This is a genomic window from Chitinophaga barathri, assembly GCF_003807585.1.
In the GTDB taxonomy this organism is placed as follows: Bacteria; Bacteroidota; Bacteroidia; order Chitinophagales; family Chitinophagaceae; genus Chitinophaga; species Chitinophaga barathri.
In genome coordinates, this window is sequence record NZ_RMBX01000004.1 from 99664 (window position 1) to 126321 (window position 26658).

The following is a 26658-nucleotide window of genomic DNA, read 5'->3' on the forward strand; positions in this document are numbered from 1 at the left end:
ACATGTGAATAATTATAATCCCAGTCAGGTTTGTCCGTTTCCGGACAAGGCGTGTTCAATAACAGGCGCGGCCAGCTCCTGGTAGTTCCCTGCGGTGATATGCAGGCCCATTTTTCCGGCAATAGAGGCGTATATATCTCCCGGTTGCCGGCCTTCATTTCGCAGGAAACGGATGGAGGCATCGCCCGCGGATTTGGAGAGTTTACGGCCGGGATCGTCCGTGAGCAGGGGGTGATGGAAGAAGATGGTTTGCGGGAAGGGAGAGCCGGGTAAAAGACGGGCAAGGTACAACTGCGCCAGGGTGGAGTCCCAGAGATCCTGCCCGCGCACGACGAGGTCCACCGCATAATGACCGTCATCCGCCACGGAGCTGAGCTGGTATGCCGGGAAGCCGTCTTTTTTCTTCACCACAAAATCTTTCATGGACAGCGGCAGGGTGGTTTCCACCGTTGCACCGGAAATGGTCCTTACCGTTAATGGAGTGCTGTGATCCGTACGCAGCCGCCAGCTTACGCCCGGTTGCTCCAGCGGAATGTCTTTGCAGACGCAGGGTTTGGCGGCTGCCAGCTGGGAGCGGGAACAGGCGCAGGCAAATACCTGTCCGTTGTTTTGCAGTTGTTCCAGTGCCTTTTCATACAGCGGCATGCGGTGCAGCTGGGAGTACGTTGTTTTGTATTCTTCCGCATCAGCCGGCCCTTCCTGCCAGGGGATACCCATAAAATGCAGCGTGTCGAATATATCCTGTACATATTCCGGCGTTACGCGGTGCTGGTCCAGGTCGTCTATCCGCAGCAGCGTTTTTGCGCCGGTATGCTCCGCCAGCGCGGCTGTAACGGCAAAAGAAAAAACATTGCCCAGGTGAAGAAACCCGCTGGGCGTAGGTGCGATCCTGGTCCTGGAACGATTCATCCGGAAGTATTTATAACAGTGCAAAATAACAGTTTGTCCTGAAATGCCATCTAACTTGTCATTCCTCCCCACCTTACAAACCGGCGAATGAACGGATATTTGTAAAAAACACATCATATGGAAGCGGATATCAGGATAGCGGCAGATTCAGCCATTTCGGAGATGGCAGGGCTTTTAGCCTCCTGCAGCCAGCAGCAGGCAAACCAGGTACCCTTTGCCGGCAGCTGGACGGCGGCACAGGTGGCGGAGCACATCAGGATGTCCGTAGGCGGCTGCGTGGAGCTGCTGCAGGGCGGTGCCAAACCCACTACGGACCGTGCACCGGATGCAAAAGTGGAAGATGTGAAAGTGTTCCTCAATTTCGATATTAAGATGCAATCCCCGGATTTTATCCTTCCTGAAGACAAGGAATATGATAAAGACGCATTGGTGAAAGAAATGGAAAATATACGCCGCGGATTAAACGGGGCTTTAGGTGGCAAAGACCTCACGGAGACATTGACGGATTTTGACTTCCCGTTCTTAGGGCAGATGACGAGGCTGGAGGTGTTGCATTTCGCAACTTATCATACGTTGCGGCATAGCCACCAGCTGAAGAAGATCATTAAGACGTTAAGGGGAGTGGAGGTCTAGGAAAATTCCTCATATATACCTCTGTTGCACAGCCCGGGCAATTTGCCCGGGCTGTGCCGTTTTGTTATTTATCCATATTTTAGTGAAAAAGGGAATAATATGGAAGCCGAGCAAATACAGGTTTTTTATCCGGAAGCTCCTGCGCTGAAAAGACATATCGAATATTATTACTTTTTAAAAACGGAGGACGATGGGTTTTGCAGCAATTATTACGCTTTCCCTCATATCAATCAGTCATTTAACATACACCGGAACATTTCGTGCGAGATAGATCAGCTTTCCGTCAGAATACAACACGATCCGGCAAATGATTATTGCTGCATCCTCCAGGGGAAATACAGCAATCCTCTCCAGGTAGCATTGCAAGGTAAGCTTGATAAGGTGACGATAATATTTAAGCCCTTGGGGATTAATCATTTTATTAAACCTGCACTGGGGGATATTGCCAAACAATCATCACAAATATTTACCGCCTGGGACGGGGATGCATATTATCACCGGTTTTTAAAAGCCTTTTATCAGACAGATGATTTCAGGAGCCGTTTGCTGCTATTGGAGAACTTTTTACTGACACAATACAATCCGCCGGAAAAGGCAGCTATGCTGGAACCAGCCTTGGAAATGTTGTCGGATTTTGACCAGGAATACACGATCGGGGAGATTTCAGATTCGTTATCGCTGAATGCCCGTACTTTTAACCGTCTTTTTCACCAGTTTTTAGCGGTATCCCCGGTTACCTACCGGAAAATTGCCCGTTTCAGGCATTCCCTGAAAAACAAACTCTTCAGACAACAATTCCAGAATCTTACGCAGATCGGCTACCAGAGCAATTTTTACGACCAGTCTTATTTCAATAAAGTATATCGGAAGATCACCGGTGACAACCCCTCGCAATTTTTTAATTCCATTGCCAAACTGGCGGATGACCAATTGATACTGAAGTTTATCAAAAAGTAGATGCTGTCCGAAAAGTACAATCCGGGCTCATTTTTATTGATTTGTTTTGTACCTGCAAAATCAATACAATGAGATACCTGGTTTTTTTAATCTTGGTAGTCACGGGCATTCAAAGGTCTTCAGCCCAGGATAAAATTAAAGAGAGCCTGTATGCTGCTTCGTTAAAGGATTCTGTCAGGTATACGGTGTATTTCCCCGAAGACTGGGAAGGCTGGCATCATGGCGCCAAACACCCCGTACTGTATGCGATCAATTACGGGATGGTGGAAGGCAATTATCTTCAGGCCCAGGTCAGTTATTTCAGGAAATCCAGGATAGGTATCCCCAATAGCCTGATTGTAGTGGTTGAGGCCAGTATGAAACGGATGGGTTATAGTTATGAAACAGGCAATTTGTCTGCTGAAGGATTACATTTTGTCGATTTTATAAAAAAAGAACTGATCCCTTCGATTGAAAAAAAGTACAACACCTCCACATTTCGCGCTTACATCGGGCATTCATTTGCGGCAAGTTTTGGCAATTATCTTTTTTTGAATCGCCCGGGGCTTTTTAATGGTTATATGATGCTGGCCCCTGAAAAAACAGGGGAGGAACAGCCGCCTTTTCATCTTTCGGATGAGGCCAAAGATTACTACAACCATCACCATACCTTTTATTACACAGCGGTGGGCCAGTTCGATCTGCAACGAAGGCATGCCTATGCCCGGGAAATTCAAAGGGAAACCAGGCAACTGGATACAACCAGGTTCTTTTTCAGGTACGATAGTTTGTCATTGGCCAATCATAACAATATCCTGACGCTGGCAATTGAATTCGCGCTGGAACATACTTACCAGTTTTACACTCCTTATTCCGGCAAAGAAGAGACAGATGCGGTAAAAGACCTTGAGGCCATAAGCGCCCGTGTTCATGACATGTATGGTATTGAGCTGGAGAAGAACTATACATTTTATGCTCCCTTTGCCCAGGAAGCCATTACAAATAAAGACAGTGCGGGTCTTGTCACGATATTAAAATATTTCGACAGCGACCACCTGAAAGGCTGGAATATTATGCATTTTGGACAGTATTGCCTCCAGTTAAAACTAAAAGACAATGCAAGGCAATATTTTGAACGGGCTATGAAAAAGATAGAGAAGGAAGAAATGAATATCGCCGGGGGACCTGAGAACTTATTGTTCTGTTATAACCTTCTTGCTTTTGATATTTACGAACAAAAGCCTGAGAAAGGATGGGCATACCTGCAAAAAGGATTATTGTTATCTAATTCGGACAATAAATATTTACCCGGTGACGGTAGGATTTATTTTGACCTGGGCAAGCTTTCAGCCATCCATAACTATAAAGTGAAAGAGGGATTACAATATTTGTTGACCTATATATCCGATGATACCCGCTCTTCTATTGATATGGCGCACTACTACATAGCCCAAAACTATATTTTATTAAACCAACGTGCAAAAGCCAAACCTCATTTAACTAAAGCGCTGGAACTGAACAGCAACAATAAACCGGCTGCGCGGTTATTGAAGGAGATGTGATACCCGCCGACCTGCACCAGGGAATGAACACCCCATCTTACGATCACGCTGAAAAGAATACACAGCTATAATGCCCCGTCTTCTTTTAATATAGATTATCTGGAATTTACATTGTTTATCAATTACTTACATGTTATTGTGATTTTTCTTTATTATAGCAATAGTAGTACAGGCAAAAATTGGTGTTATAGCTTATGGAAGACTTTGATAACAATAAAATCATGTTGATTCATACATAAGTAGAATCTAACGATTATATAAAGCAGCCGGATTTTTATTAAATATTGCCAGACAAAACATGAGAAATAAGATCGATCCACTTTTATTGAAAAGGTACTTTGAAGGCAACTGCACCGCTAAGGAGAAAGACATTGTGGAGCAATTGCTGCAAACTGCCGAAGGACGCGATCAGCTTCAAGCCCTTATGCAGGATCGCTGGGAAGAATCAGGCCGCTATAAATTACCCCAGGAAAACATAGATGAGTTGAAGCGGGAATTCTGGAGCAGAGTGACTGAAATAGAAAGAAAAGAAAAGCGCGGCAAGCTGATTGGAATGAAAAGGAGAGATCTCCTCCGGTATGCAGCGGTACTCGTGCCGTTGTTTATTATGACATGGATAGGTACTGTAGTTTTCCGTGATGCAAACCACAATGTAAAAACAGCATCCCTGGATACCGTCACAAAAGAAAATTCCAGATTAAGCCGGTCAACATTTACGTTAAGTGACGGGACCACTGTACATCTGGGAAGAGGGAGCAAATTGAAATTCCCCAAAATGTTTCCAGGCAGCACCCGTGAGGTAGAGCTGGAAGGTGAGGCATATTTTGATGTGGCAAAAAATGCGGCGAAACCGTTCATTATCCATGCCGGCCTGATAGACACAAAGGTGCTGGGCACTTCCTTCAGGATAAGGTCATTTGATTCAAGCGATATTGAAGTAGGTGTGGCTACCGGTAAAGTAGAGGTGGCTAAAAGTACGCCGGGTTCAGGCAGCAATGTACTGGCTGTACTGACACAGGGAATGAAAGTGAATTACAGCAGCAACAATGCCATCGTTTCAACAGTAAATACAACAGAGCTGGAAGACTGGAAAACGGGCCTTTTATCGTTTGAAGGTACGACCACGGGCAATGTGGTAAAAGTTTTGCAGCGGTCCTATGACATTGAGTTTGAATTTAAGGATCCGGCATTAAAATCTATACCGCTGACTTTAAGTGTCAGAGACACAATGTCGGCGGATAAAGTAGCGAGGATATTGTCACTCGCGGGGGGATTTAATTACGAGAAATCGGATGGCAGGATTGTTTTTTATTAAACCGGAAGAATTAACGGAAACAGGAACTCCTACAGCCAGGGAGAAGAATTAAAGGAACGGATTTAATGAAACGGGTACAACCAACGTTTCGCTTTCCATTTTGGGAAAAAGGAGTGTGATGTCCGGCACATGCTATTGCCAACTATTTTCCGTGGAATATCCTGGATAGATACGCATTGATAAATACGCATTAATACTAGCTGCCGTATTAACGGCCGGGATACGCAATATTCAACCAAACTAACGTGAGAGTTTATGATAGTAGTTTCAAAAGAACTATCTGAGAACAGATATGAGAAAGATGTATGCCTTCAGGTATGTAGAAAATTATTGATAAGGTTATGTTTTATTTTCCTGGGACTGTGCGCGATGATTACACAGGCAAATGCACAGGCCCCGACCAAAAAAATAGATCTGCACTTAAAAAACGTTTCATTAAAAGAAGCGCTGGCAGTCTTCAGGAAAGAATCGGGTCTTCAGCTTTCTTTCAATGAACATCTTATTGCCGGATTTTCCGGGAAGATCAGCTACGAGGCAAAACAGGTAAGCGTTTCAACCGCATTGGAATCTATCCTGAAAGGGACCGGGCTGTCTTACCAGTTAGTAGATGGAAATATCATCATTGTAAAAAAAACAGCACTCACGGATCTGGCAGGCGCCAATGAAATTACGGTAACAGGCGTTATCCGGGATCCCGCAACAAAGGAGCCGGTGGAAGGTGTGGTGGTGACCAGTACGGGACACAATATCGTAGCGGTAACCAATAAACAGGGTAGGTTTTCTATCACTGTGCCAGAAAACAGCACGCTGAAATTTACGCATGTGGCCTATGTGTCAAGATCCGTTAAACTTGCCAAAGAACAAAGGGTTGTAGACCTGGATATAAAAAAGGCGGAACGTTTCTTAAACGAGGTCACCGTTACCGTCCGCAGAAGGCTCGATAATGATATCGCCGTGCTGGAGGAAAGAAGGCGCTCGGCAGTCATACAAGATGCCATCTCCGCTGAAATGATGGAAAGGACCGCATCCCTGACGACCACACAAGCCCTGCAGCGGGTGACCGGCGTAACCGTTACGGACGATAAGTATGTAGCCATCCGGGGGTTAGGCGAGCGGAGCGTGATTGCGCAACTAAACGGTGTACGCCTCGCTTCCTCCGATCCCGACCGTACGGCTATTCCGCTGGACCTGGTGCCTGCTTCCCTGCTTGACAATATTACCATTTATAAAACAGTCACCCCCGACAAGCCTGCTGATGCCGCATCCGGCATTGTAGAGCTGAAAACAAGGTCTATTCCCGATTCGCTGAAGCTGGAGATCTCCGCCTCGACCGGCTACAATACAACGGTAGGCATCGGAGGCAGGTACAATAGTTTCGTCAACAGCGATATGGGCTTTTTAGGATCAAAGATCAACCATAAAAATCTTGAATCCGATTTCCTGAACCTCGCTAAAGAATATCCCCTGGGCATGGAGTCTGTCCGGGATATGATGTCCAACGCCCAGTTTAGCCCGGAGGCCTGGAAAGAATCGGAAAGGATCAACCGCATTATGCAACGTTTTGATCCGGTACTAACTACCCGCTACAAGAGGGCGCCCATGAACCAGACGTATTCCCTGGTTTTTGGCGATCAGTATCGCGTTTTCAAAAAACATACGGTCGGTCTTATTTTAGGGGCTAACTATTACAAACGAATTACCGATACCTACAACGGGGAGTTGACCCAATACAGCATTTACCAGGGCGTGGTAACCGGCAATGACCAGATCTTCAGTTTCCGGAATATCCCCAACTACATTACGCCCAACCGGCTGTATATGGGGAAATACCAAACCTACAGGGAAAATACCGGCACGGAAATACTCAATTACGGGGTACTCGGAGGCCTGGCCTATCGCTTTAATCCGCAACATGAAATAAGCTTCCAGTATATGGGCAGCTGGGGCGGTGAAAACAAGGCTACAAATCTCTATGGCGGTTATCAATACACCGGGTTGCCCGGCGAGGTGAACAGCGATATTTATTCGATCAAACAAAGCTATCGCAAGCTGAGCACATTCAACTTGCAGGGCGAGCACAAGTTTGGCAAGGGGCCATATGCACCACGGTTAAGCTACAACGCGGCCACTTCGCTTTCTTCCCAGAACGATCCTGATTACCGCTTTGTTTCAATGGCCACCTACCTGCCCGATAGGAATGTATCGATTCCCAATCCGTTCTATACCTCGCCATTATACCCGCCATATGAAAATACCTATTCAGCCGACCGTCTGTACGTGCTTACTTCCGGTTATGTAAATGGATATGGGGTGTATGGACGCATCCAGGCCGAACCCAATGGCAGGCGATGGCGATTCCTAGAGGAGACGAACTACAACTACAAAGCTGACCTGAGTATTCCGTTTCAGCTGCTGGGCACGCGGCAGGAATTCAAAGCGGGCTTTAACTACCTTTTCCGCGACCGCAGTTTTACCGAAAACCTGCTGATGTTACCGGGCTCGAATTATACGGAAGAGCGGAATGCGCCTATTTACAGGGTTCTGGGCGACCTGGACCGCCTGGTAGGCTCCGACGTGGTGGGAATACTACCACCAACGGCTGCCCAACGCGAAGGCTCGGCGCCCATCGGGGGATTTTTATATAACAGCCAGAAATCGCCTAATAACTATTCGGGGTTCTTTGAAACAAATGCCTATTATGGCATGCTGGATATCCGGCTGGCCGATAAATTCCGGGTTACGGGCGGAGTGCGTTTTGAACGCACCGATATCCGCTCCACCGTTGATACGTCAAATATCTACCTGGATCCGGCGCTTACCGTTCCTTCCGAAGATGGTGGGCGGGTTCCGCTTATTTTCATCGAACCCAATTCTGTGTATACGGTAAAATACAAACCGTATTACGCGGTGAATGCCACATATATTTTTCGCAACAGGATGAATTTCAGGTTTGCGTATAATACGACCCTGGCCCGCCCTGAATTGCGTGAAAGGACGAATGTGTTTGAGTTTGATGCCTTCCAGATGGGGCTGGTTATTGGTAATCCGCAACTCGTTAACCAGCATACCCGGAACCTGGATTTCCGGTGGGAATGGTTTCCGCATCCCGGTGAAGTGCTGGCATTTTCCACCTTTGGCAAACAAATCAATCATCAGCTGGTCCGGGTATTTGACCTGCGCACCGAAGGGCTGAATGCCAAATTTCCGGAATATCCCACTATCCAATACCAAAATGATCTGAATACCGGGTATGTATGGGGTATTGAAATGGAAGCAGTGAAAAACCTGGGAACGATCTGGCCATCGCTGAACAACCTTTTCGTGGGCGCCAATCTTATGCTGGCGCAGAGCCAGATCAAAAAATCGGCGGAACGTTACCAGGCCAATCTCTCACTGGACAGGAACACTCCTGAAAACAGCCCGCTGTTTGAGCAGGCGCCTTATTCCTTCAACGGATGGCTGAATTATACCCATAAAAAATGGGGAACAGACCTGACAGCGACCTTTAACATCGTAGGTGAACGTTTGGTGCAGATCAATCTTACCGGCGAACCTGATCTGTATAGCCGGCCGGTTCCCATGCTCGACTTTGTGTTTAGTCAGCGTATCGGCAAAAGGCTCCTGTTCAAAGGATTTATGAAAAATATACTGGACCCTTCCATTGAAACGGTGTATTCCAGCTATGGTACAGGTGGTACATGGTATGGGAACAAATATGTGAACCGCAGCTATAAACGCGGGTCCGAGATAATGTTGGGATTCACTTACAAGTTTTTTTAATACAGTAAAAGACGTCAGGTATGAGACATGAGAGGGGTATTTTCCGTTTTTTGGTAAGCATATATTGCATGTTGCTGATCAGCTCCTGTTCCAAGACGAAACTGGATCATATGGTGGAGCATCCGGATCCCCGCGAACTCGGAGAGCTTTCCGCCGTACGGATTATCAACTCGGTGGAATTTCAGCATGTTATGGCCAATGGAGACAGCCTCACCAATTTTATATTGATTAATGGCGGCGTCGATTCTTATTACCCGCCTTTCGGCGGCGTTTGGAGCAACGGGCAACCCGGCACCACTTATTTTCCGGTGAACGGATTCCTTGGCCGGGAATGGCGTGTTCCAAAAGCCCTGGTCCGGGAAAACGGCCGGCTTGACCTGTTCTTTCAATCGATGGTGGGGTATCCCAACACGAATGTGGCGCCCGCCGTCAATTACAAGATCGGGTTGACCATTCAGCAAAAGGACAACAGGAAGATGGATTATTACCTGGGTTACCATCCGGATCATGGAGATTATTTTGTTACGGAGCGGGATGAAACGCCACCTTCAAAACCGGAAAACATCCGGCTCCGGGTAATTAACCTGACAACGGACGTGGAGGTAGGCGCAAGCTATTATCCCGGTGCTCAACCCGATTTGCACGGCCCTGTTACACTGACCTATGCCGATGGAACACCTGTGAGCCCTATTACCACCCAGGTAAGCACGGCTGACGGGGTCACGGATTATATAGAACTACCCGCGGGTACCTACCAGTTCCGCGTAATTTCCAAAGACGGCTGGATGATACCGGGTACCGACGGGCTAACGGACCATATGCTGATAGATCCGATAACGCTTTCAATCAGCTATCAAACTAACTATACCGATGCGCCTATCGCCCGTTACCTGGTACATGCGCCCATTCATTCCTTTCAGCCGGGAGGCGTATACACGATACTGGCGTATCCCAGCTCGTTTGCATACCTCCAGGCGGGCATTTTTAACAGCTCCAAATTCAGCCAGAACGCATTCCGCATTATACAGGACAATACACCGGCAGCAAATCTTAGTTACGCCAGGGTCCAGGGATTCAATGCTTTACCCGGCACGGGGGTGAGTCTGCGTGTGGGTGGTAGAACAGTTGGACGCATGCCGTATGGAGAAGCCTCCGGGTTCGAACAGTTGTCCGTGGGAGAAACAGAGATACAACTGCTGGATGATGCGGGAAAGGTATTGGTTTCCGCCACCCATCTGATCAGGCCCAACCAGTATTATACAATATTTGCTTTCCCGGATGCTGAAGGCAGGCCGCAAATGACGGTAATGCCAGGCGATCTGAGCGGGAACAACACCCCGATGCCATACCGGAAACGATTTATCAATCTTTGCCCGGATATTCCTTATGCCACTTTCACCACCGACAACGGCGCGCCTTTGGCCGGGGAACAGGTGACCAACCTGCAGCCGGGTATCGCCGTCACGGAAGACCCATACATCAATGGGAATGCGGGCCAGGCGCCTTACCAGATATTGGCCTACCGTTCCGAGCCAGGCATGGCGCCCGGCGTATGGGCCGATGATATCCCCGTGTTGCACAGCCGTGATTTTATTGCCAGAGAAGAACTCTATGCCCGCTTTAACGGCAATCTGCCCGCGCAGGAACCGGGTTATTATACCGTGGCCCTCATTGGCCGCACCGGTGCAAACGTGCCGCAGGCTTATAAAGCGAGAATGGTGATCATCAAACATAATAAGTAAACATGACACACAAAATATCATCTTTAAAGCGCCTGTTGTTTCCGCGATGCAGGACGGCGGGCATTCAACCGCAACGTTACCTGCGCTGCATGGTTATCGGTATTGTGCTGTTAAGCGGTTGCGCCAAGATCGATTTCAAAACCGTGAAAGAGCCCGCTTATCTCAGGGTGTTCAATAACCTGCGTTTTAAGGTAACCATTGAAACCCAGGACCAGGCCCTCTCTACACTCACCATGCTCATCAACCCGGTGTATGACGGGGATGGGCTGCCGGTATCGGCCGCTACCGTGGGCGATTTCCTGGTCACCCGGCCGGCCTACGCACCTCCTTATCCCTCTCACATCGGCAATTCATTGGATAAATATAATCCGGAGTTTCCCGGCAAGGAAAGAGTGATCGCAGGCCCCATCCTCAATGGCTTCGATCTCAGCTCATGGGCCCAGGTGCCTTCCGGAAAAATGCGCATTGCCTTCTATGTACGGCCAAAGAGTGAAGTGCCTTTTTTTGATCTCGAGGCACGATACCGGACGGCTCCGCTCATCGATACAACGCTGGACCTGCTGGCTGGTGAAGTGTATACGCTGCATGCGCTGGAGAAAGATTTTGACACGAAAGAAAAAGGCGTTCTCCTGCGGCAGGAGATCTTTCACAAACTGGCGCTGGCGGATTCGCTGGTCTACGTCAATTTCTATAACATGAGCGCCAGAGGCTTCTGGCAGGCAGACAGGAGCAGGAAACCGGAAGATATGAACACGCTGGTGAAAAACACGTATTGGGAGGATGCACTTGGCCAGGGCGTGCGGGATGAAATGAATGTGTATTGTTCCGTGTATGATGACAGGGTGCAACGTCCTACATCCCTTCCCTCTTTTACCAAGCTCTTTCTGACGCACCTGCTCCGTAATAATGAAAGCCCGGCCGCGGCGCCATACTACTCCCTGCCATTATTGACCGGCGCGATGGCGAACACCGCACGGTCCCCTTTTTATCAGAAATTCTTTTTGCTCGCTCCCGGATTCGATTTCCGGGATGATGAGCAGGCCGGAGGCGTGGAATCCAATAACCAATATGCTTTTTTTACCTGCTTCTCAAACGGGAACGGTGAAACAAGTCCGGGCGGGAACCTGAATTGGGGCCCGATGTTACCCAACCTGATCGTGACGACCCATTCCGGTATATACAATCCGCGATCTTTTGGTACAGTCAACAGTATTGAGATTGTAAACGGTTCCGTGCATCTCATCACGGTGCAAAGGGTATATGCCCCGCCGGTATATTAACAGGCAAAAATTATGAGCATGAAAAAAATGACGATATATGGTTGTTTCCTGGTGGTGACGATGCTGTCGTGCAATAAGCCCGATATCCGCCTGGACAATCCCAACGACGCCCTGCGGCCGGCTGCGGAATTTGCGCGCAACAACTATGCTTTCAGTTTATTGAGCGCGGCCATTGTAAAGGCAGGTTTGGAAGAAGAGCTTAATAAACCCGGAGCCCTTACCATGTGGGCGCCAACGGATGCCGCCTTTAACCGGATAGGTATTCGCAGCCCGGCGGATTTCGATAACTACGATACAGAGAGCCTCAGGCAACTGGTGCTGAACCATGTGCAGCCGGGGAAGCTGATGGTGGAGAGTATTCCGCTCGGTTCGGTGAATAACCGTTATGATAATGCAGCCGGAAATAATTCATGGTTAGCGCGGATAGACATAACTGCAGTGCCTACTAATCCCAACAGGACCATCAGGGCCTATGTGAACGGCGCGCAGGTGGGGATCGATAACCGGTACAATATCCCGCTCAGCAACGGAATTTTTCACGAGATATCGGAGGTGTTGAAATATGAAGATGCATCTGTCCGGGAGTGGCTGGAGAAAAAAGGTCATTATAAAGTGCTGATTGCGGGTTTGAAACATTTCGGGTATTGGGACATGCTTACCGACGACAAACAATGGACGATCATGGCGCCCGCGGACAGCATCTTTGAAAGGCAGGGCATGACGGTGGAAAGCGTGACAGAACTGGATACAGCGGTGTATGGCAAGCGTCTTTTCGGGGCCTATATTTTCCCGGTCCGGTTTTTTGTAAGCGATCTGGGTTTGTTTAAACTCAAACTATTTGTGGGCTCAGGCGCAACTGTTGAATTGGGTGTCTATACCCCGATAATGGGGGATGAAAGTTTTAGTAACGGCATCACCCCAATTATTGGCAGATTTAACGGACCCGGTTTTTTTGTGAATAAAACATTTCCGCAGGAAAGCTGGGATATGGTCTACACGTACGCGGTGTCATATCCCGATTACAGAAGTAATTGGAGCCGCTCCAATCACCTCACCCGCAACGGTTGTATCCATCATCTTGACGGTGTTGTGTTGTTACCTTATCAGGCACATGATTAAAATATTTGTTTTCAGCTATGGAAAAATATATAAATAATAATAGTTGTCAAAGCCGACGCATTACGCGAAGCCTTACAGTGCTGTTATGCTTTTTTTTGCTTTCCTGCAATAAGAAGGAATTGATGCCGGCCCCCGTGGGTGAAGCGATATCCTTTGTGGATACGACCATGAGCGTGACAGCGTATGCGGAAAGAGATACAGGGCATACTCTTTTCTGGAGGGCCTGGCGGAATAGCGGCATCGAAACAAAGCTCGCTGCAAACAATCCTGATTACCGTTTTACGCTTTTTTTGCCCGGTAATGCGGCCATGGAAGCGGCCGGGTGGAACGCCGCCCGGATCAGCAGAGCATCCAGACAGGAACTGGACCAACTGGTGTCTTACCATGTTACGCCCGTTCAAATAATCCCGGACGCCCTTGCGCTGCAAGCCGGAAATATTGAGCTGGAAACCATGCTGCTGGAACCGGACCATCTCGTCGCGCGGCGCACCGCTGGTGTGACTTACGGCCGTTTTGTCGACCCTTATCGCTACGACCTTGGTATCGTGGATGGACAAGTGCGCATCAACAACAAGGAGGCAGGAATGGCTGCGCAAAGTGCCGTGCTCAGGAAAGGCAGCATCTTCCCGGTTAACCGGATATTGCAAAAGCCTCGTAAAAGTACCCGGCAGGTATTGGTGGAAGATGGCCGGTTTACCCTTTTCCTGGGTATCCGCCGGTATAACGACAGCCTGTACAGCGTATTGGCGGCAGGCCGGCTTCCCCGGACCAGGTCCGTATCCTATGAACAAAACCAGTATGTATTGGGCGTAAACACCGTCCAAAATGTAAAAGCTAATAACCAGGCACTTCCCATGCTGGATTACCTGTCGGATTCCAACTATCTATACAATCATCGCAGCAGTCAGTTTATCATTACAAAAGAAATATACCAGACAACGCTTCTAGCGCCGACAGATGAGGCTTTTCGCCGGGCCGGCTTCAATACGCTGAACGATCTGATAGCTTTTAATCACCGGTTCCCTATGCCAAATCCAAGAGGCGCCGGTTACTGCCTGCCTACGGACAGCATCCTCAATCATCATTTCTTCGGGGCAAATGTACGGGCCTCGGAAAACGTGTTGTATAACAAAAACCTGAACTCGTATACTACCGGAATGTTTGGTCCCAATCCACCCATGTTGCTTTATTCAAACGAGCTTCGGAACGAATGGGTGGGCAATCCCATGAACAGGTACCTTAACGACGCTACTGCTCAATCGACTTCCATGGCACATGTTGCGGACCCTCTTGATTTTTCCCGGCAGGGCGGGGACGTAGTGCAGGTAAAAGTAAAAGGCTCGGAATATGAACCGGCCACGATCATTGAAAAAGATATCGAAACCTATACAGGGGTGATCCAGGTATTGGACCGTTTACTGATCCCCCCGGGAATGAAATTAAACTGAAACAACATGCAATACCCGATAAAACAACTTGGTATAGGTTTGATGGCCATCTGCTGGCTGGTGGCTGGCTGCAAAAAGCAGGATGTGTACCGGGAGATAGATTATAACCGCATCAGCGCCATCGTGAAAGACAATTATAATCTCTCCGTATTTGCTACAGCGCTGGACCGTACCGGGATGGACGAAACGCTCCAGGAAGAAGTAGGCCCGTTCACGACGCTGGTGCCTTCGGACGATGCCTTCGCCCGTGCCGGCCTGGCTGACCTAGCGGCGCTAAAGGCCCGTTCCCTTGCCTGGGTGACCAGGATGGTAGATTACCACATTGTACCGGGGAAGTACGAGCTGCACAAATTCCCTTACCTCATTAACCAGGAAGTACGTACCCGGAATGGGGGCAAGCTCTATATAAGCCGCTGGATAAAAGATAACAACACGATACTGACCATTAACGGCGCCCGGGTGATATTGCAGGATATACCCGCTTCCAACGGCCATCTGCAGATCATAGACCGTGTACTGGAACCTTATGCGCACGCTGTATTGGCAGACGCTGTTACGGCGGATACGCTTACCCTGTTTGCCGAGGCGCTGCGCCGCAGCGGCTTAATGGAAACTCTCAGGAAGGAAGGGCCGTATACCGTGTTCGCTCCCACAAATACCGCCATGCAGAAAGCCGGTTATGCAACCATACAGCAGGTGAAAGACACCGATCCCGCGGTTTTGCGCGCGCTCTGCGAATTTCATATCTGCAACGACCTGCGTTTTGTAAACGACTACCTGCTTTCCATAGGGGCAACCAATACCGGCAGCCAGCGAATGATCAATTCGTTCACCGCCACCGTCACCCTGGTACCAAATGCGCAGGCGCCCGGCGAATATAAAGGCATTACGCTGCGCGCGCCCGGAAATACGGCCGATGTATCGGTCATCAGGCAGGATATCCTGGCTGGCAACGGTGTATTGCATATGGTAAATGACGTGCTGCGGCTGACGAGATGAAACCGATGGTAATCCTGTTAAAACAATAAAAATATTCAGATGAATAGTTATAAAGACGGCTCCCGCAGGTTGAACCGGTTATGGCTGGCAGTGCTCCTGCTTGCTTCGTTTGCCTGTAAGAAAAATGAAGACCGGCTTGAAAACGCTGTAGCGTTGACCATAACGGAGTTTTATCCCAACAGCGGAAAAGCGGGCACGCTCCTAACCATTGAGGGAGAAGGCTTTTCAGGCAAGATAGATCAGAACACTGTGCTTTTTGGTTCCGTACCGGGCGAAGTAGTGGCAGTGGATACGGCAGCACTGATCGTACGTGCTCCAAAAGATGGACAAACAGGTATGGTCACTGTCAACAATGGCTCACAGACCCGGGAAGTGGGAACATATACGTATCAAACGCTGAGCATAAGCCGCATCGATCCGGCTAACGGACCACGCGGATCGCATATCCGCATTTACGGAGCGGGGTTTAGCAGCATAACAGAACCGGCAAAGGTGATGATCAATGGCAAAGCGGCAACGATTGCCAACGCCAATGATACGCTGTTGGTGGCGGAAGTGCCTGAGGAAGCCGGTAGCGGCGCGGTAGAAGTGAACGTGGATGGTATGAGCACGAAAGGACAGAATTTTCTTTTCCAGGCCATCCGGCAGATCAAACCATTATCAGGAGGAACGGGCACAAAAGTACGGATAAGAGGAGAGGGTTTTGAATCCGCGGTTTCCGGAAACCTCGTCGATTTTAATGGCAAACGGGCTGTGGTGCTGGAAGCCATGGATACCAGCCTCCTGGTGCAGGCGCCGGAGGGCGTGGAAACCGGCCCGCTGTCGGTTACGATCAACGGCCAGCACATCACCGGGCCGGAATTTGCGATGGTACCATTGCCGCAAATCACCGAAGTAAGCCCGCTGAGCGGACCGGCAGGTGTAGAGATGATCATTAAGGGTCAATATTTCAGTACCGAGCGCGACGAAAATCATGTATTCATCAATAATAAAGAAGTAGCCGTAACCTCCGCATCACGCGAGGAACTGAAGCTCATCCTGCCCGGGGGTACCGGTGACGGAAAAGTAAAAGTAATGGTGAACGACCAGCAGGTGGAGGGCCCGAATTTCAAAGATCAGAACCTCGGTATCATAACCTTCAGCCCGGACAATGGGCAGGATGGCCTGCAGGTAACCATTACAGGCAGCGGATTTAATCTTAGTCCTGCCGCCAACCAGGTCACTTTCAACGGAAGCCAGGCGCAGGTACTGGAAGCTACGGCTACGACATTGAAGGTACTGGCGCCGGCAGGAGTTACAACGGGTGTGGTTCAGGTTACTGTTGCCGGGCAAGTGGCGGTCGCGCCTCGGGAATTCCGGAGAACAGGGATGGAAACTATCGCAAGCGGTATCACAAATGTGCACAGCATGACGGTGGATGCCACGGGTACGATATATGCGATAAGCGGTCACTCGGTTGTGAAAGTCAGCCCGCAGGGAGCGGTAACCGTCATCGCCGGTGATGAAACTCAAAGCGGGCGTGTGGACGGGACCGGGACCGAAGCGCGTTTCAATTTCAGCAATACTTCTTCTATCGTAATGGATAACCAGCACAATCTCTACGTTTCTGAAAGAGCCAACAATGTCATTCGTAAAATATCTCCTTCCGGTACAGTTACCGAATTTGTAGCACTCGCACTGCCCGGGAAAATGGTGATGACCCCCGGTAATGCAATCGTTGCTGAGGCAGGAACTAATGCCAGCCGGATCTCACCACAGGGTGCGGTTACCCGGCTGGTGCCTTCACGTAACGGCTTGCTGAGCGTTTTCTGGGTAACTCACGCTGTTGATGAAAATGGCGGGATCTATTTTTCAGACCAGTATTATCAATACGACAATCAAAACATTGGATATGCAAATCCTGTTTCCGGAGCGGTAACCCTGAACTTCTGGGCTGGTGGCGGCCCTTATGGCTCTGTCGACGGTATTGGAGCGCAGGCTTCTTTCACCAGTATAATTGGCATGGTGGCGGATGGAAACGGGAATCTGCTGGTTGCAGACGCTACTTATAACAATACAAGACTGATCCGCGGTGTCCGCATTGCCGACCGGAAAGTAACCACCTGGTTTAATTTTCCGCGGGGCAGCCAGGACGGTCCTTTGTATGAAGCGAAAGTAGATAACATCAATAGCCTCACCGTGGCGCCTAATGGAGACCTTTATTTCTATGACCAGTTTGGAAGTCCCGCCGGTGCTATCCGAAAGATTTTCCTCAGGTAAGGGCAATGTTTGTAACCTGGAAAAAATGCAAGCGGAATTGTTTTAAACACAATGAAAAGATTTATGAAGATGATATACAGGAAACTGATGCGGCCACTGCCATGCGTCATGTTCATGCTGGCTGCGGTGATCGCGATCACCTGCTTCGGTTCTATACCTGCCCGCGCCATGCAGCAGCAACAGATCACGGGAAAGGTAACCGATACGATCAGCAATCCCTTACCCGGCGCTAATATAACTATTAAGGGAGTTGGTAAAGGCGTAACTACGGATGCGAACGGCGTATTCACTATTGATGTTCCCCAGGGCACTGTGCTCATTGTGAGCATGACCGGTTACATCCCGAAGGAGATTACTGTTAACGGACAAACGAATTTCTCCATTGTCCTCCGGGAACATGTGCGGGTGCTGGAGGATGTGGTGATCACCGGTTATCAGACGCTGCGTAAACGGCAATATACCGGCGCCTCGTCAAAGGTAAAGGCGGCAGATGTGCGGCGCGACGGCATTACGGATGTAAGCCGTATGCTGGAAGGACAGGTAGCCGGCGTATCCGTACAGAACGTTTCGGGTACCTTTGGCGCCGCGCCTAAGATCAGGATCCGTGGCGCATCGTCCATCAATGGAGACAATAAACCATTATGGGTGGTAGACGGCATTATCCTGGAAGATGTGGTCAATGTGTCCAATGAACAACTATCTACCGGCGATCCTTCCACGCTTGTCGGCTCATCTGTAGCAGGCCTGAACCCTGATGATATTGAGAGCTTTGAAGTGCTGAAGGACGCCGCCGCAACTTCCATGTATGGCGCACGGGCCATGAACGGAGTGATTGTTATTACGACCAAAAAAGGGAAAATCGGCGCCCCGGTGATCTCCTATACCGGTAATTTATCCACTTATCTCAAACCCTCCTACGACCAGTTCAACATCATGAACTCTTATGACCAGATGTCGATGTATGGAGAATTGGAGCGCAAAGGCTGGCTTAACTATGGACAAACCGCGCGATCTCCTAATGGTGGCGTGTACACAAAAATGGCCGATCTGATCAACCTCTATGATCAGACCAATGGCGCCTTCGGGCTTCGCAACGATCCGGAAAGCCACCGGGCCTTCCTTGAACGGTATGCCTATGCCAATACTGATTGGTTCGACGTACTCTTCCGCAATTCCCTGATGCAGGAGCATGCCCTCAGCGTTTCCAGCGGCACCGAAAAATCGCAATTCTATATTTCCACCGGCTATTTAAAGGATAATGGATGGACGATCGGGGATGCTGTACAACGATTTACCGGCAACGTGCGGGCGAATTTCACGCCGAGTGAAAAGGTCAGCTTCGGATTAATTACCCAGGGATCTATCCGCGACCAGCGGGTTCCCGGAACATTGGGACGCCTGAATGATGCGGTGACCGGGGCATTGACCCGCAATTTCGACATAAACCCTTTTAACTACGCACTCAACACCAGCAGGTCTCTTACAGCCTATGACGAAAACGGGGACCTTGAATATTTCCGCCGCAATTTCGCTCCTTTTAATATTGTTCATGAGCTGGAGAATAACATCATAGACCTGAGTTTCATGGATTTTAAGCTGCAGGGGGAATTTCAGTACAGAATTACAGACAAGCTGAAGTTCGCTGTTGAAGGAGCTTACCGATATGCCAAAACCAACCAGGAACATAAAGTAACGGAACATTCCAACATGGCCGAAGCTTACCGTGCAGACGGCGATGCCACCATCCGGGCCGCTAATAAATTCCTCTACCGCGACCCCGATAACCCGGAGGCGGAACCGAGGGTGGTGTTGCCTTATGGCGGATTTTACAATACCTATGATATTAACCTGTCCAGCAGTAATCTGCGTAATTCCCTGGAATATAATGACCGCATTGGAGACGCCCATAAAATCCGGGCCTATGGTTTTATGGAGTTGCGTAACGCCAAACGCCAGTTCAAAAGCTTTAACGGATACGGATACCAGTTCGATAAAGGGGGGACGCCTTATGTGGATCCTGATTTCCTGAAAATGGTCATCGAAGCCAACCAGAATTATTACTCCATGGAATATCGTCACGACCGTTTCCTGGCGTATGGGCTCAATGTGGGTTATACTTACAATGATAAGTACAATCTGGGTGGCACTGTGCGCTACGATGGTTCCAACCAAATGGGGAAAAACCGCACCGCAAGATGGCTTCCTACCTGGAACCTGAGCGGTTCATGGAATATAGATGGTGAAGATTTTTTCCGCAGTCAGCAGGTGCTTAGCCGGGCAACCCTTCGCGCCAGCTATGGGCTCACAGCAAGCAGCGGCCCGGCTGCCAATTCCAGCGTAGTCTTCCTCAATCAATCGTCCCGGAGGCCCTACCTCACTGAAGTAGAGTCCACCATTCTTTTGGCCAACCTGGAAAATTCGGAGCTGACCTGGGAAAAAATGTACAAGGCAAATGTGGGCGCCGATCTTGGTTTTCTGAATAACCGTCTTTCATTGACCGTGGATTATTATAACCACCAAAGCTATGATCTGATCGGGCTTGTACGTACAGGCGGGATTGGCGGAGAATCCGTTAAAGTGGCGAATTACGCGAACATGATGTCCCATGGAGTGGACGTTGCCGTTAACGGGAAGATACTTGATCAAAAGGACTTGAAATGGGACGTCATGCTAAATTTCGGGTACAACAAATCCAGGATTACCCGGCTGAAAAACGAGCCCAGTATCTGGTCTCTGATCAATCCTGACGGAGGCGCAAAAGAAGGTTATGCCCAGCGGGGATTGTTTTCCCTGGATTACCAGGGATTGGATCCTGAACTGGGAGTGCCCCGTTTTGTGAATGAAAAAGGAGTGGTTTCAGGTTCCGTGTTTTTCCAGGACCTGAATACCAGCCATCTCGTATACAGCGGTTCCATTGATCCGCTGGTGACAGGCGGTTTTTCCAATGGCATTACCTACCGGGATTTCAGGTTGTCGGCTTTGATAACATTCAGTGCGGGCAATGTGGTACGATTAAAGCCCACATTTAGCAGCAGCTATAGCGAAATGGATGCGCTGCCGGAAGAATTTCTGAACCGATGGTTGTTATACGGAGATAATGCTGCCCCATCCGTTCTGGACGTACGGGAGGAAGCCAACCTGGTAGGCGCTTATCCGTATAATAACTACAATTATAGTACGGAACGGGTGGCCAAAGGCGATTTTATCCGGCTGAAGCAGGCGATGTTTTCTTATAATTTACCCGCAAAGTTTCTCCGGAAAGCAAACATCAAGACGGCATCAGTCAGCCTGGTCGGTAATAACCTGTACCTGATTTACGCAGACAAAGCTTTAAACGGACAGGATCCTGAATTTGTCAGTTCCGGTGGAGTTGCCATGCCCGTTCCGCGCCAGTTTACCTTTTCGTTGAAATTAGGTATGTGATAAAATTGACCATTAACATCAGAAAAAAAGAACATGAAAATAAAATCAGGTAACCGTACGATGGCCTTTGGCGCAATGTTGCTGATGGTGATGAGTAGTTGTGACCGCTATCTTGATGTGAGTCCGGATATGCGCACTGATGTAGATTCGCCTGAAAAGGTAGGCGAATTACTTGCCACCGCCTATCCCCAGGCGAATTACATTCCCTTTACAGAAACATTTTCTGATAATGCCGGGGATAAGGGCTCAGGGCTGGCCCCGCTGACTAACAGCGATCCCTACCATTTCCTGGACATAGGCGACATCTACCAGGATTCCCCCGCTTATTACTGGAATGCATCCTATGCTGCTATAGCGGCTGCCAATCATGCCCTGGAAGCAATTGCAGCCGCCGGGGATAACAAAGCCTATCTTCCTTATAAAGGTGAAGCCATGGTTGCCAGGGCTTATGCACATTTTATGCTGGTGAACCTGTTTGCCCAGCCATACCAGGCTTTTTCGGCAGCTTCTCTTCCCGGAATTCCTTATGTAACCACTGTGGAAAAAGTGGTGATCGGGAAATACGAACGGCATACCGTGGCTTATGTATATGAACAAATTGAAAAAGACCTGTCGGAAGGATTGCCGCTGATTGAGGACAGAATATATACATCACCGAAATATCATTTTACAAAAGCTGCCGCCCATGCTTTTGCCTCCAGGTTCTATCTTTTCAAACGCGAATATGATAAGGCATTGCATCATGCCAATGCGGTATTCGGAAATAAACGTCTTACCGACAGGCTCAGGCAGGTAAACAGCCCCGCATACAGGTCGCAGCAATACAGGGAGCTCGAAGCGCAGTATACCCGTGCTGATAACCCCGCAAATTTGCTCCTGGTGGAAGTACCCACGATATGGGGACGGAATTATGCATCGTATCGTTATGGATTCACAACGGATATACTGAACGAAATGTTTGATAAAACAAATGTAACGGGAGGATACTGGGGGTATAACATCTATGGAAGCGAATTGTACTACAATATTCCAAAATTCAGGGAACACTTCGTAAGGCAGTCGCTGAATGCCGAAACAGGCATCCCATACAACATCATCCCCCTGTTCAGCACGGAGGAAGTGTTGTTCAACAGGGCGGAAGCCAACGCCATGCTGGGTAACTATGAACAGGCTCTGACCGATCTCAATGATTATGCTTCCACAAGGATCATCTATAGCTCCGGAACACCTGTCTATATACCGGAAATCCATGAAATTACCCGCAATAAACTGCTGTCCTTTTATAACACCTACAATGTTCAGCAGGCATTGATCAACTGCATTTTAGACTTCAAACGGGTTAACTTTTTGTTTGAAGGCCAACGTTGGTTTGATATCATCAGGCATAATATCGGTGTGAAACACAAGACCTCCGAAGGCCGCATCCTGGTATTGGGCCCGAATGATCCCATGCGGTTATTCCAGATACCGCAGGAGGCACAGGGCTCCGGAATTGAGTTGAATCCAAGATAACGATACATTGACCGAAACCAAAAAATGCGATCATAACCGGAAATAATATGAAGAAGTTTATAACCTACATAATGGCAATGCTGCTGCTGATGCAGGCTGGCTGCCGGAAGGGGGAATCACTCCCTGACACCCCGATAATAGACCTGGGAGGTGAGACCTGGGTAAATGGCCCTCTCGATGAATGGCTGGAAACAGAATTCCTGGATCCCTTCAACATACAGGTAAAATACAAATGGGATCCGTATGAACTCAATTACATGCGGAACCTGGTTCCCGTAAATGAAGACAAAGTAAAACCGGTGATGGAAGCCGTCAGGCAGATCTGGATAAAGCCTTATGAACGGGTAGCCGGAGACGCATTTATGAAGACGTACGTACCCAAACAATTTGTACTGGCGGGGAGTGCCGAGTACAATACCAACGGGACTATTATTCTCGGACAGGCGGAAGGCGGCAGAAAGATCGTACTCCTCGGGTTAAACCGGTTTGATACGGCCAGCCGGATTGAAGTGCAGCGAATGCTGCACACCATCCACCACGAGTTTGCTCATATTCTGCACCAGACAAAATTATACCCTTTGGAATGGAAGGCGCTAAACCCGGAATGGTATACGGCTACCTGGTATAACAATACCGACGAAGAGGCCTACCGGCAGGGACTTATCTCTGCTTATGCAAAGGCCAGCCCGGATGAGGACTTTGTTGAAACCGTTTCCTTTCTCCTGGTATTCGGGCAGCAATACTACGATTCGGTCATCAATAGAACGGATGTACCGGAAAGGTCAAAACAGATATTGCAGCGCAAAAAAGAGATGGTGGTCGATTATTTCAACAACAATTTCAACATTGATTTCATAAGCCTGCAACAGGAAACCCAGGCGGCCATTACCGATTATCTGCAATAACACACAAAAGCAATCGTATGATTCAAATAAACCGATCTGGAAAGACAGGGCTGCTTATGGTGCTGCCACTGATCCTGTTTTTTTCCTGCAAAAAAGAAGAATTCGAAGGGCAAAGACCCGATGAACGGATAGCTGCTGCCCTGGACGCATATTATGGCACACTGGCTGGATCCGAATATGGGTGGAAAGGAAATCTCTTTCCCGCCGGAGGCAGGGGATTTGGTTTTTTTTTCAGGTTCGACCGTCAAAACCGGGTAAGCATGCTGGCAGATATTTCCGATCAGACACGACGGACAGCTAAGGAAAGTTCTTACCGCATCCGTGCTACACTTACCCCTTCGCTTTATTTTGACACCTATACCTATCTGCACCAGTTAGCGGACCCTGATCCCGCAGTCAATAATGGCACCCCGGGATTCGGATTGTATTCAGATTTTGAATTTTCAATTCAATATGCGTCGAAGGATACCTTGCTGCTAAAGGGTAATTTATTTGGGAGCCGGCTTGAGCTCATAAGAGCAACGCGGGAGGAAGCCGCAGCTTATGAAGCCGGTAACCTGGCCGCCATGAAACGCAGGGTTTCACAGTTCCTGGAAGACAGGAAGTTTACCTACATAGAAGATGCCGCCGGGAATATTTATACAACGGCCATTGATACAGAGGAAAATACTTTGATAGTTAATTATGACAGTGCAGGCACTATTGCCACTCAAAAGTTCGGACTCTCTTTTTTTGGTACAGATCAGCTGATCATGTCAATGCCATTCCGGCATGATAAATTTCAGTTCGACCGGCTGATCATTGATTCCCAAACCGGTGAATTGCAGGCTGCGCAGGGCGGTCAGCATTTTGTCCTGTGGGATACTGAAGTGCCTCCATTCGCTTTTAGTGCGATGTGGGGCGTTGGATACGAGAGCATTGTAGTGCCCATAGAGACGGAAGCGCAGGGGAATGGCGCCGAGTTCAACCTGAGGAGAACAACCTTTCTCCAAAATGCCAGGACGCTGCTCGCAGCGGGGACAACCTTTCCGGAAATGACGGTAACGATTGACCGGAAACAGCAGTTGTTGTTTGTGAATCAGCTTATCCGGCAAGGGGCAAATAATTTTAATGCCAGGTTTGTTTTTTCCTTTATACAGCAGGGAGACGAGTACACTTTTAAATACGAAGGAGCAACTGACGATAATGCCAAATTTTTAGAAAATGCATTTATACCTGTTTTAGAAGGATTTCTTTATGGAAAAATGCAGTTTGACTATGATTTGGAACTAAGTGAACTAAGAGCTTCAGGCCAAAGTGGTGGATTGCCTGGCTTTAAGTTTGTGGGCAGGCTTTAAAGGTTTTTAAAATTAACATCATGAAGATTTTGTCTTTTTATACGTTGCTGGTGGTTGCCGTATTGACTTCCTGTAAAAAGGATGGGTTAGAAAATTACCAGGTAGAAAAAACACACCCCAATGCCGAAGAAATGCTGGCTGAATTTACCCGCACCCTTCATTCCGGTTCCCTGGCCTGGCAGGCGGTATTGAACCCTAAGGCGGGTAAGTCTTATACGATGTTTTTTAAAATGGATAAAGGCGGGAATGTATGGACATTGCTGGATCTTAATCTCACCACTGCCCGCTCGCCAAAGTCCGGTAGCTACCGGCTGAGCAGCGATGCCAGTAATGCTTCCATCCATTTTTCTTCCGGCACTTACCTGGACGATGTAACGCATAAGGACGGATACCGTACGGTAGGTGCCGACACCAGTTATACCTTCAAATATATGCATGGTGACACCGTTATGTTATCCGGTAATCAATATGGTGATGAACTCCGGTTAATCAGTATCACGACAGAGGAAGAATTGCATTTTGAACGGGGGATTTTGGGGAATGCTTTTATCTATTTGTATAATTTTTTTGTACAGAAACCTTATTTTTCTCTTTCCACGCCTGATACAGGACCGGTACAGATTGTAATCGATGTTGACAACCGGGGAATCATCTTCTTCTACGGGAAAGATGGAGAGTTGGTATATGCGTCAACAGATTATTCCTACGGAGTGAATAAGATTTTGTTGAAAACGCCCGTCCGGATCGGTCCCTACGTGTTCTATGAATTGTCTGTTGATACGGTTACCGGAGCTTTTTATCTTGCGGATGGAAACAGGCGTTTTGATCTGAACGGGGCAAATATGCCGGTAATCCCGCTCCATCTCCTGTTGGGGAACGAGTATCCGCCCTATGTCTCTTTGCCTTCTCCTGAGTATGTTGAGCTGTTGCCGGGCTGGTCGGATGCATTTAAAAATACCTGGCAGCAATCCGCTGATGGTTTGCGTAACAGTGAGTTTCAGGCTTCCCTGCTGGTTTTTTCCTTTGGCATGGATATCCAAAGGAAGACCATGGACATAGAGGTGTTTTTTGCAATAGACAATGCCACTTACCGGGCTGTTTTCCCATATAAGTACACCAAGACAAGTAATGGTGTTTTCAAATTTGAAGCATTACCGCTTGATGTACAGAATAATCAGCTTCATCTTAATGCCTCCATTATCCAGCCGCATCTTAAACCATTACTGGACATGGTGCGGGATAATTCTTTCACGATAAACCTGCATGATTACGGAGGCGCCAGTTTTCTTGCGCAGATGACCAGCGTTGAACGCCCGGACATATATTTTACCGGGCACATGGTTCAATATTATATTCCCTGATCTGCAGGGTATCGATAGATCTCCTTTCCGCCAAAAAACTGCCGGCCGCCGATGTGAACGTATTGCGTTCCCCGGTGTGCCGGCATTTTTAATACTGATGAAATGAATGTGAGAGATGATGGAATTGAAAGAATATGG

The 26658-nt window shown here is 48.5% G+C and carries 17 protein-coding genes; 16 read left to right on the plus strand and 1 reads right to left on the minus strand.

The window, feature by feature from the left end; translation table 11 throughout:
• Window positions 1-24 precede the first annotated feature (24 nt).
• Window positions 25-909, minus strand: a complete 885-nt coding sequence (locus tag EG028_RS08735; RefSeq protein WP_162946420.1) for a glutamate--tRNA ligase family protein — start codon at window positions 907-909, stop codon at window positions 25-27.
• A 117-nt stretch (window positions 910-1026) separates the two neighbouring features.
• On the opposite strand from EG028_RS08735, the gene EG028_RS08740 reads away from it, so the two are divergent.
• From EG028_RS08740 to EG028_RS08815, 16 genes are all read left to right on the plus strand, one after another.
• Window positions 1027-1542 carry a DinB family protein gene (locus EG028_RS08740; protein ID WP_120516281.1) on the plus strand — a complete coding sequence of 172 codons (516 nt, stop codon included), beginning with the start codon at window positions 1027-1029 and terminating at the stop codon, window positions 1540-1542.
• A gap of 99 nt (window positions 1543-1641) precedes the next feature.
• Window positions 1642-2499 carry a helix-turn-helix domain-containing protein gene (locus EG028_RS08745; RefSeq protein ID WP_120516280.1) on the plus strand — a complete coding sequence of 286 codons (858 nt, stop codon included), beginning with the start codon at window positions 1642-1644 and terminating at the stop codon, window positions 2497-2499.
• Window positions 2500-2567: 68 nt separating this feature from the next.
• Entirely contained in the window at window positions 2568-4040 is a 1473-nt protein-coding gene (locus tag EG028_RS08750) for an alpha/beta hydrolase-fold protein (protein ID WP_120516279.1), read from the plus strand.
• A gap of 298 nt (window positions 4041-4338) precedes the next feature.
• Window positions 4339-5355 (plus strand): FecR family protein, encoded by a 1017-nt coding sequence (locus EG028_RS08755; RefSeq protein WP_120516278.1) that lies wholly within the window; start codon window positions 4339-4341, stop codon window positions 5353-5355.
• 369 nt (window positions 5356-5724) lie between these two features.
• A complete protein-coding gene (locus EG028_RS08760; RefSeq protein WP_120516277.1) occupies window positions 5725-9135 on the plus strand; it encodes a TonB-dependent receptor domain-containing protein in 3411 nt (1136 codons plus the stop codon).
• Window positions 9136-9203: 68 nt separating this feature from the next.
• Window positions 9204-10877: a DUF4397 domain-containing protein gene (locus EG028_RS08765; RefSeq protein WP_120516276.1), complete on the plus strand. Its 1674-nt coding sequence runs from the start codon at window positions 9204-9206 to the stop codon at window positions 10875-10877.
• A gap of 2 nt (window positions 10878-10879) precedes the next feature.
• Entirely contained in the window at window positions 10880-12157 is a 1278-nt protein-coding gene (locus EG028_RS08770) for a hypothetical protein (protein WP_206614423.1), read from the plus strand.
• A gap of 18 nt (window positions 12158-12175) precedes the next feature.
• The gene (locus tag EG028_RS08775; RefSeq protein ID WP_162946419.1) at window positions 12176-13276 is read left to right on the plus strand and encodes a fasciclin domain-containing protein; all 1101 of its coding nucleotides are present in this window, start codon (window positions 12176-12178) and stop codon (window positions 13274-13276) included.
• A 122-nt stretch (window positions 13277-13398) separates the two neighbouring features.
• Window positions 13399-14724, plus strand: coding sequence for a fasciclin domain-containing protein (locus EG028_RS08780; protein ID WP_162946418.1), 1326 nt, complete (start codon window positions 13399-13401; stop codon window positions 14722-14724).
• Between the two features lie 6 nt (window positions 14725-14730).
• On the plus strand, window positions 14731-15723 hold the full coding sequence (locus EG028_RS08785) for a fasciclin domain-containing protein (RefSeq protein ID WP_120516272.1): 993 nt from the start codon (window positions 14731-14733) through the stop codon (window positions 15721-15723).
• A gap of 39 nt (window positions 15724-15762) precedes the next feature.
• Entirely contained in the window at window positions 15763-17982 is a 2220-nt protein-coding gene (locus EG028_RS08790) for an IPT/TIG domain-containing protein (protein WP_120516271.1), read from the plus strand.
• Between the two features lie 63 nt (window positions 17983-18045).
• Complete coding sequence (locus EG028_RS08795) at window positions 18046-21405, plus strand: SusC/RagA family TonB-linked outer membrane protein (RefSeq protein WP_241559097.1); 3360 nt, start codon at window positions 18046-18048, stop codon at window positions 21403-21405.
• A gap of 33 nt (window positions 21406-21438) precedes the next feature.
• On the plus strand, window positions 21439-22917 hold the full coding sequence (locus tag EG028_RS08800) for a RagB/SusD family nutrient uptake outer membrane protein (RefSeq protein WP_241559096.1): 1479 nt from the start codon (window positions 21439-21441) through the stop codon (window positions 22915-22917).
• A gap of 47 nt (window positions 22918-22964) precedes the next feature.
• Window positions 22965-23822, plus strand: coding sequence for a zinc-binding metallopeptidase (locus EG028_RS08805; RefSeq protein ID WP_120516269.1), 858 nt, complete (start codon window positions 22965-22967; stop codon window positions 23820-23822).
• A 17-nt stretch (window positions 23823-23839) separates the two neighbouring features.
• On the plus strand, window positions 23840-25159 hold the full coding sequence (locus tag EG028_RS08810; protein WP_120516268.1) for a DUF4302 domain-containing protein: 1320 nt from the start codon (window positions 23840-23842) through the stop codon (window positions 25157-25159).
• Window positions 25160-25179: 20 nt separating this feature from the next.
• A complete protein-coding gene (locus EG028_RS08815) occupies window positions 25180-26520 on the plus strand; it encodes a DUF4302 domain-containing protein (RefSeq protein WP_120516267.1) in 1341 nt (446 codons plus the stop codon).
• The last annotated feature ends 138 nt before the right edge of the window (window positions 26521-26658 follow it).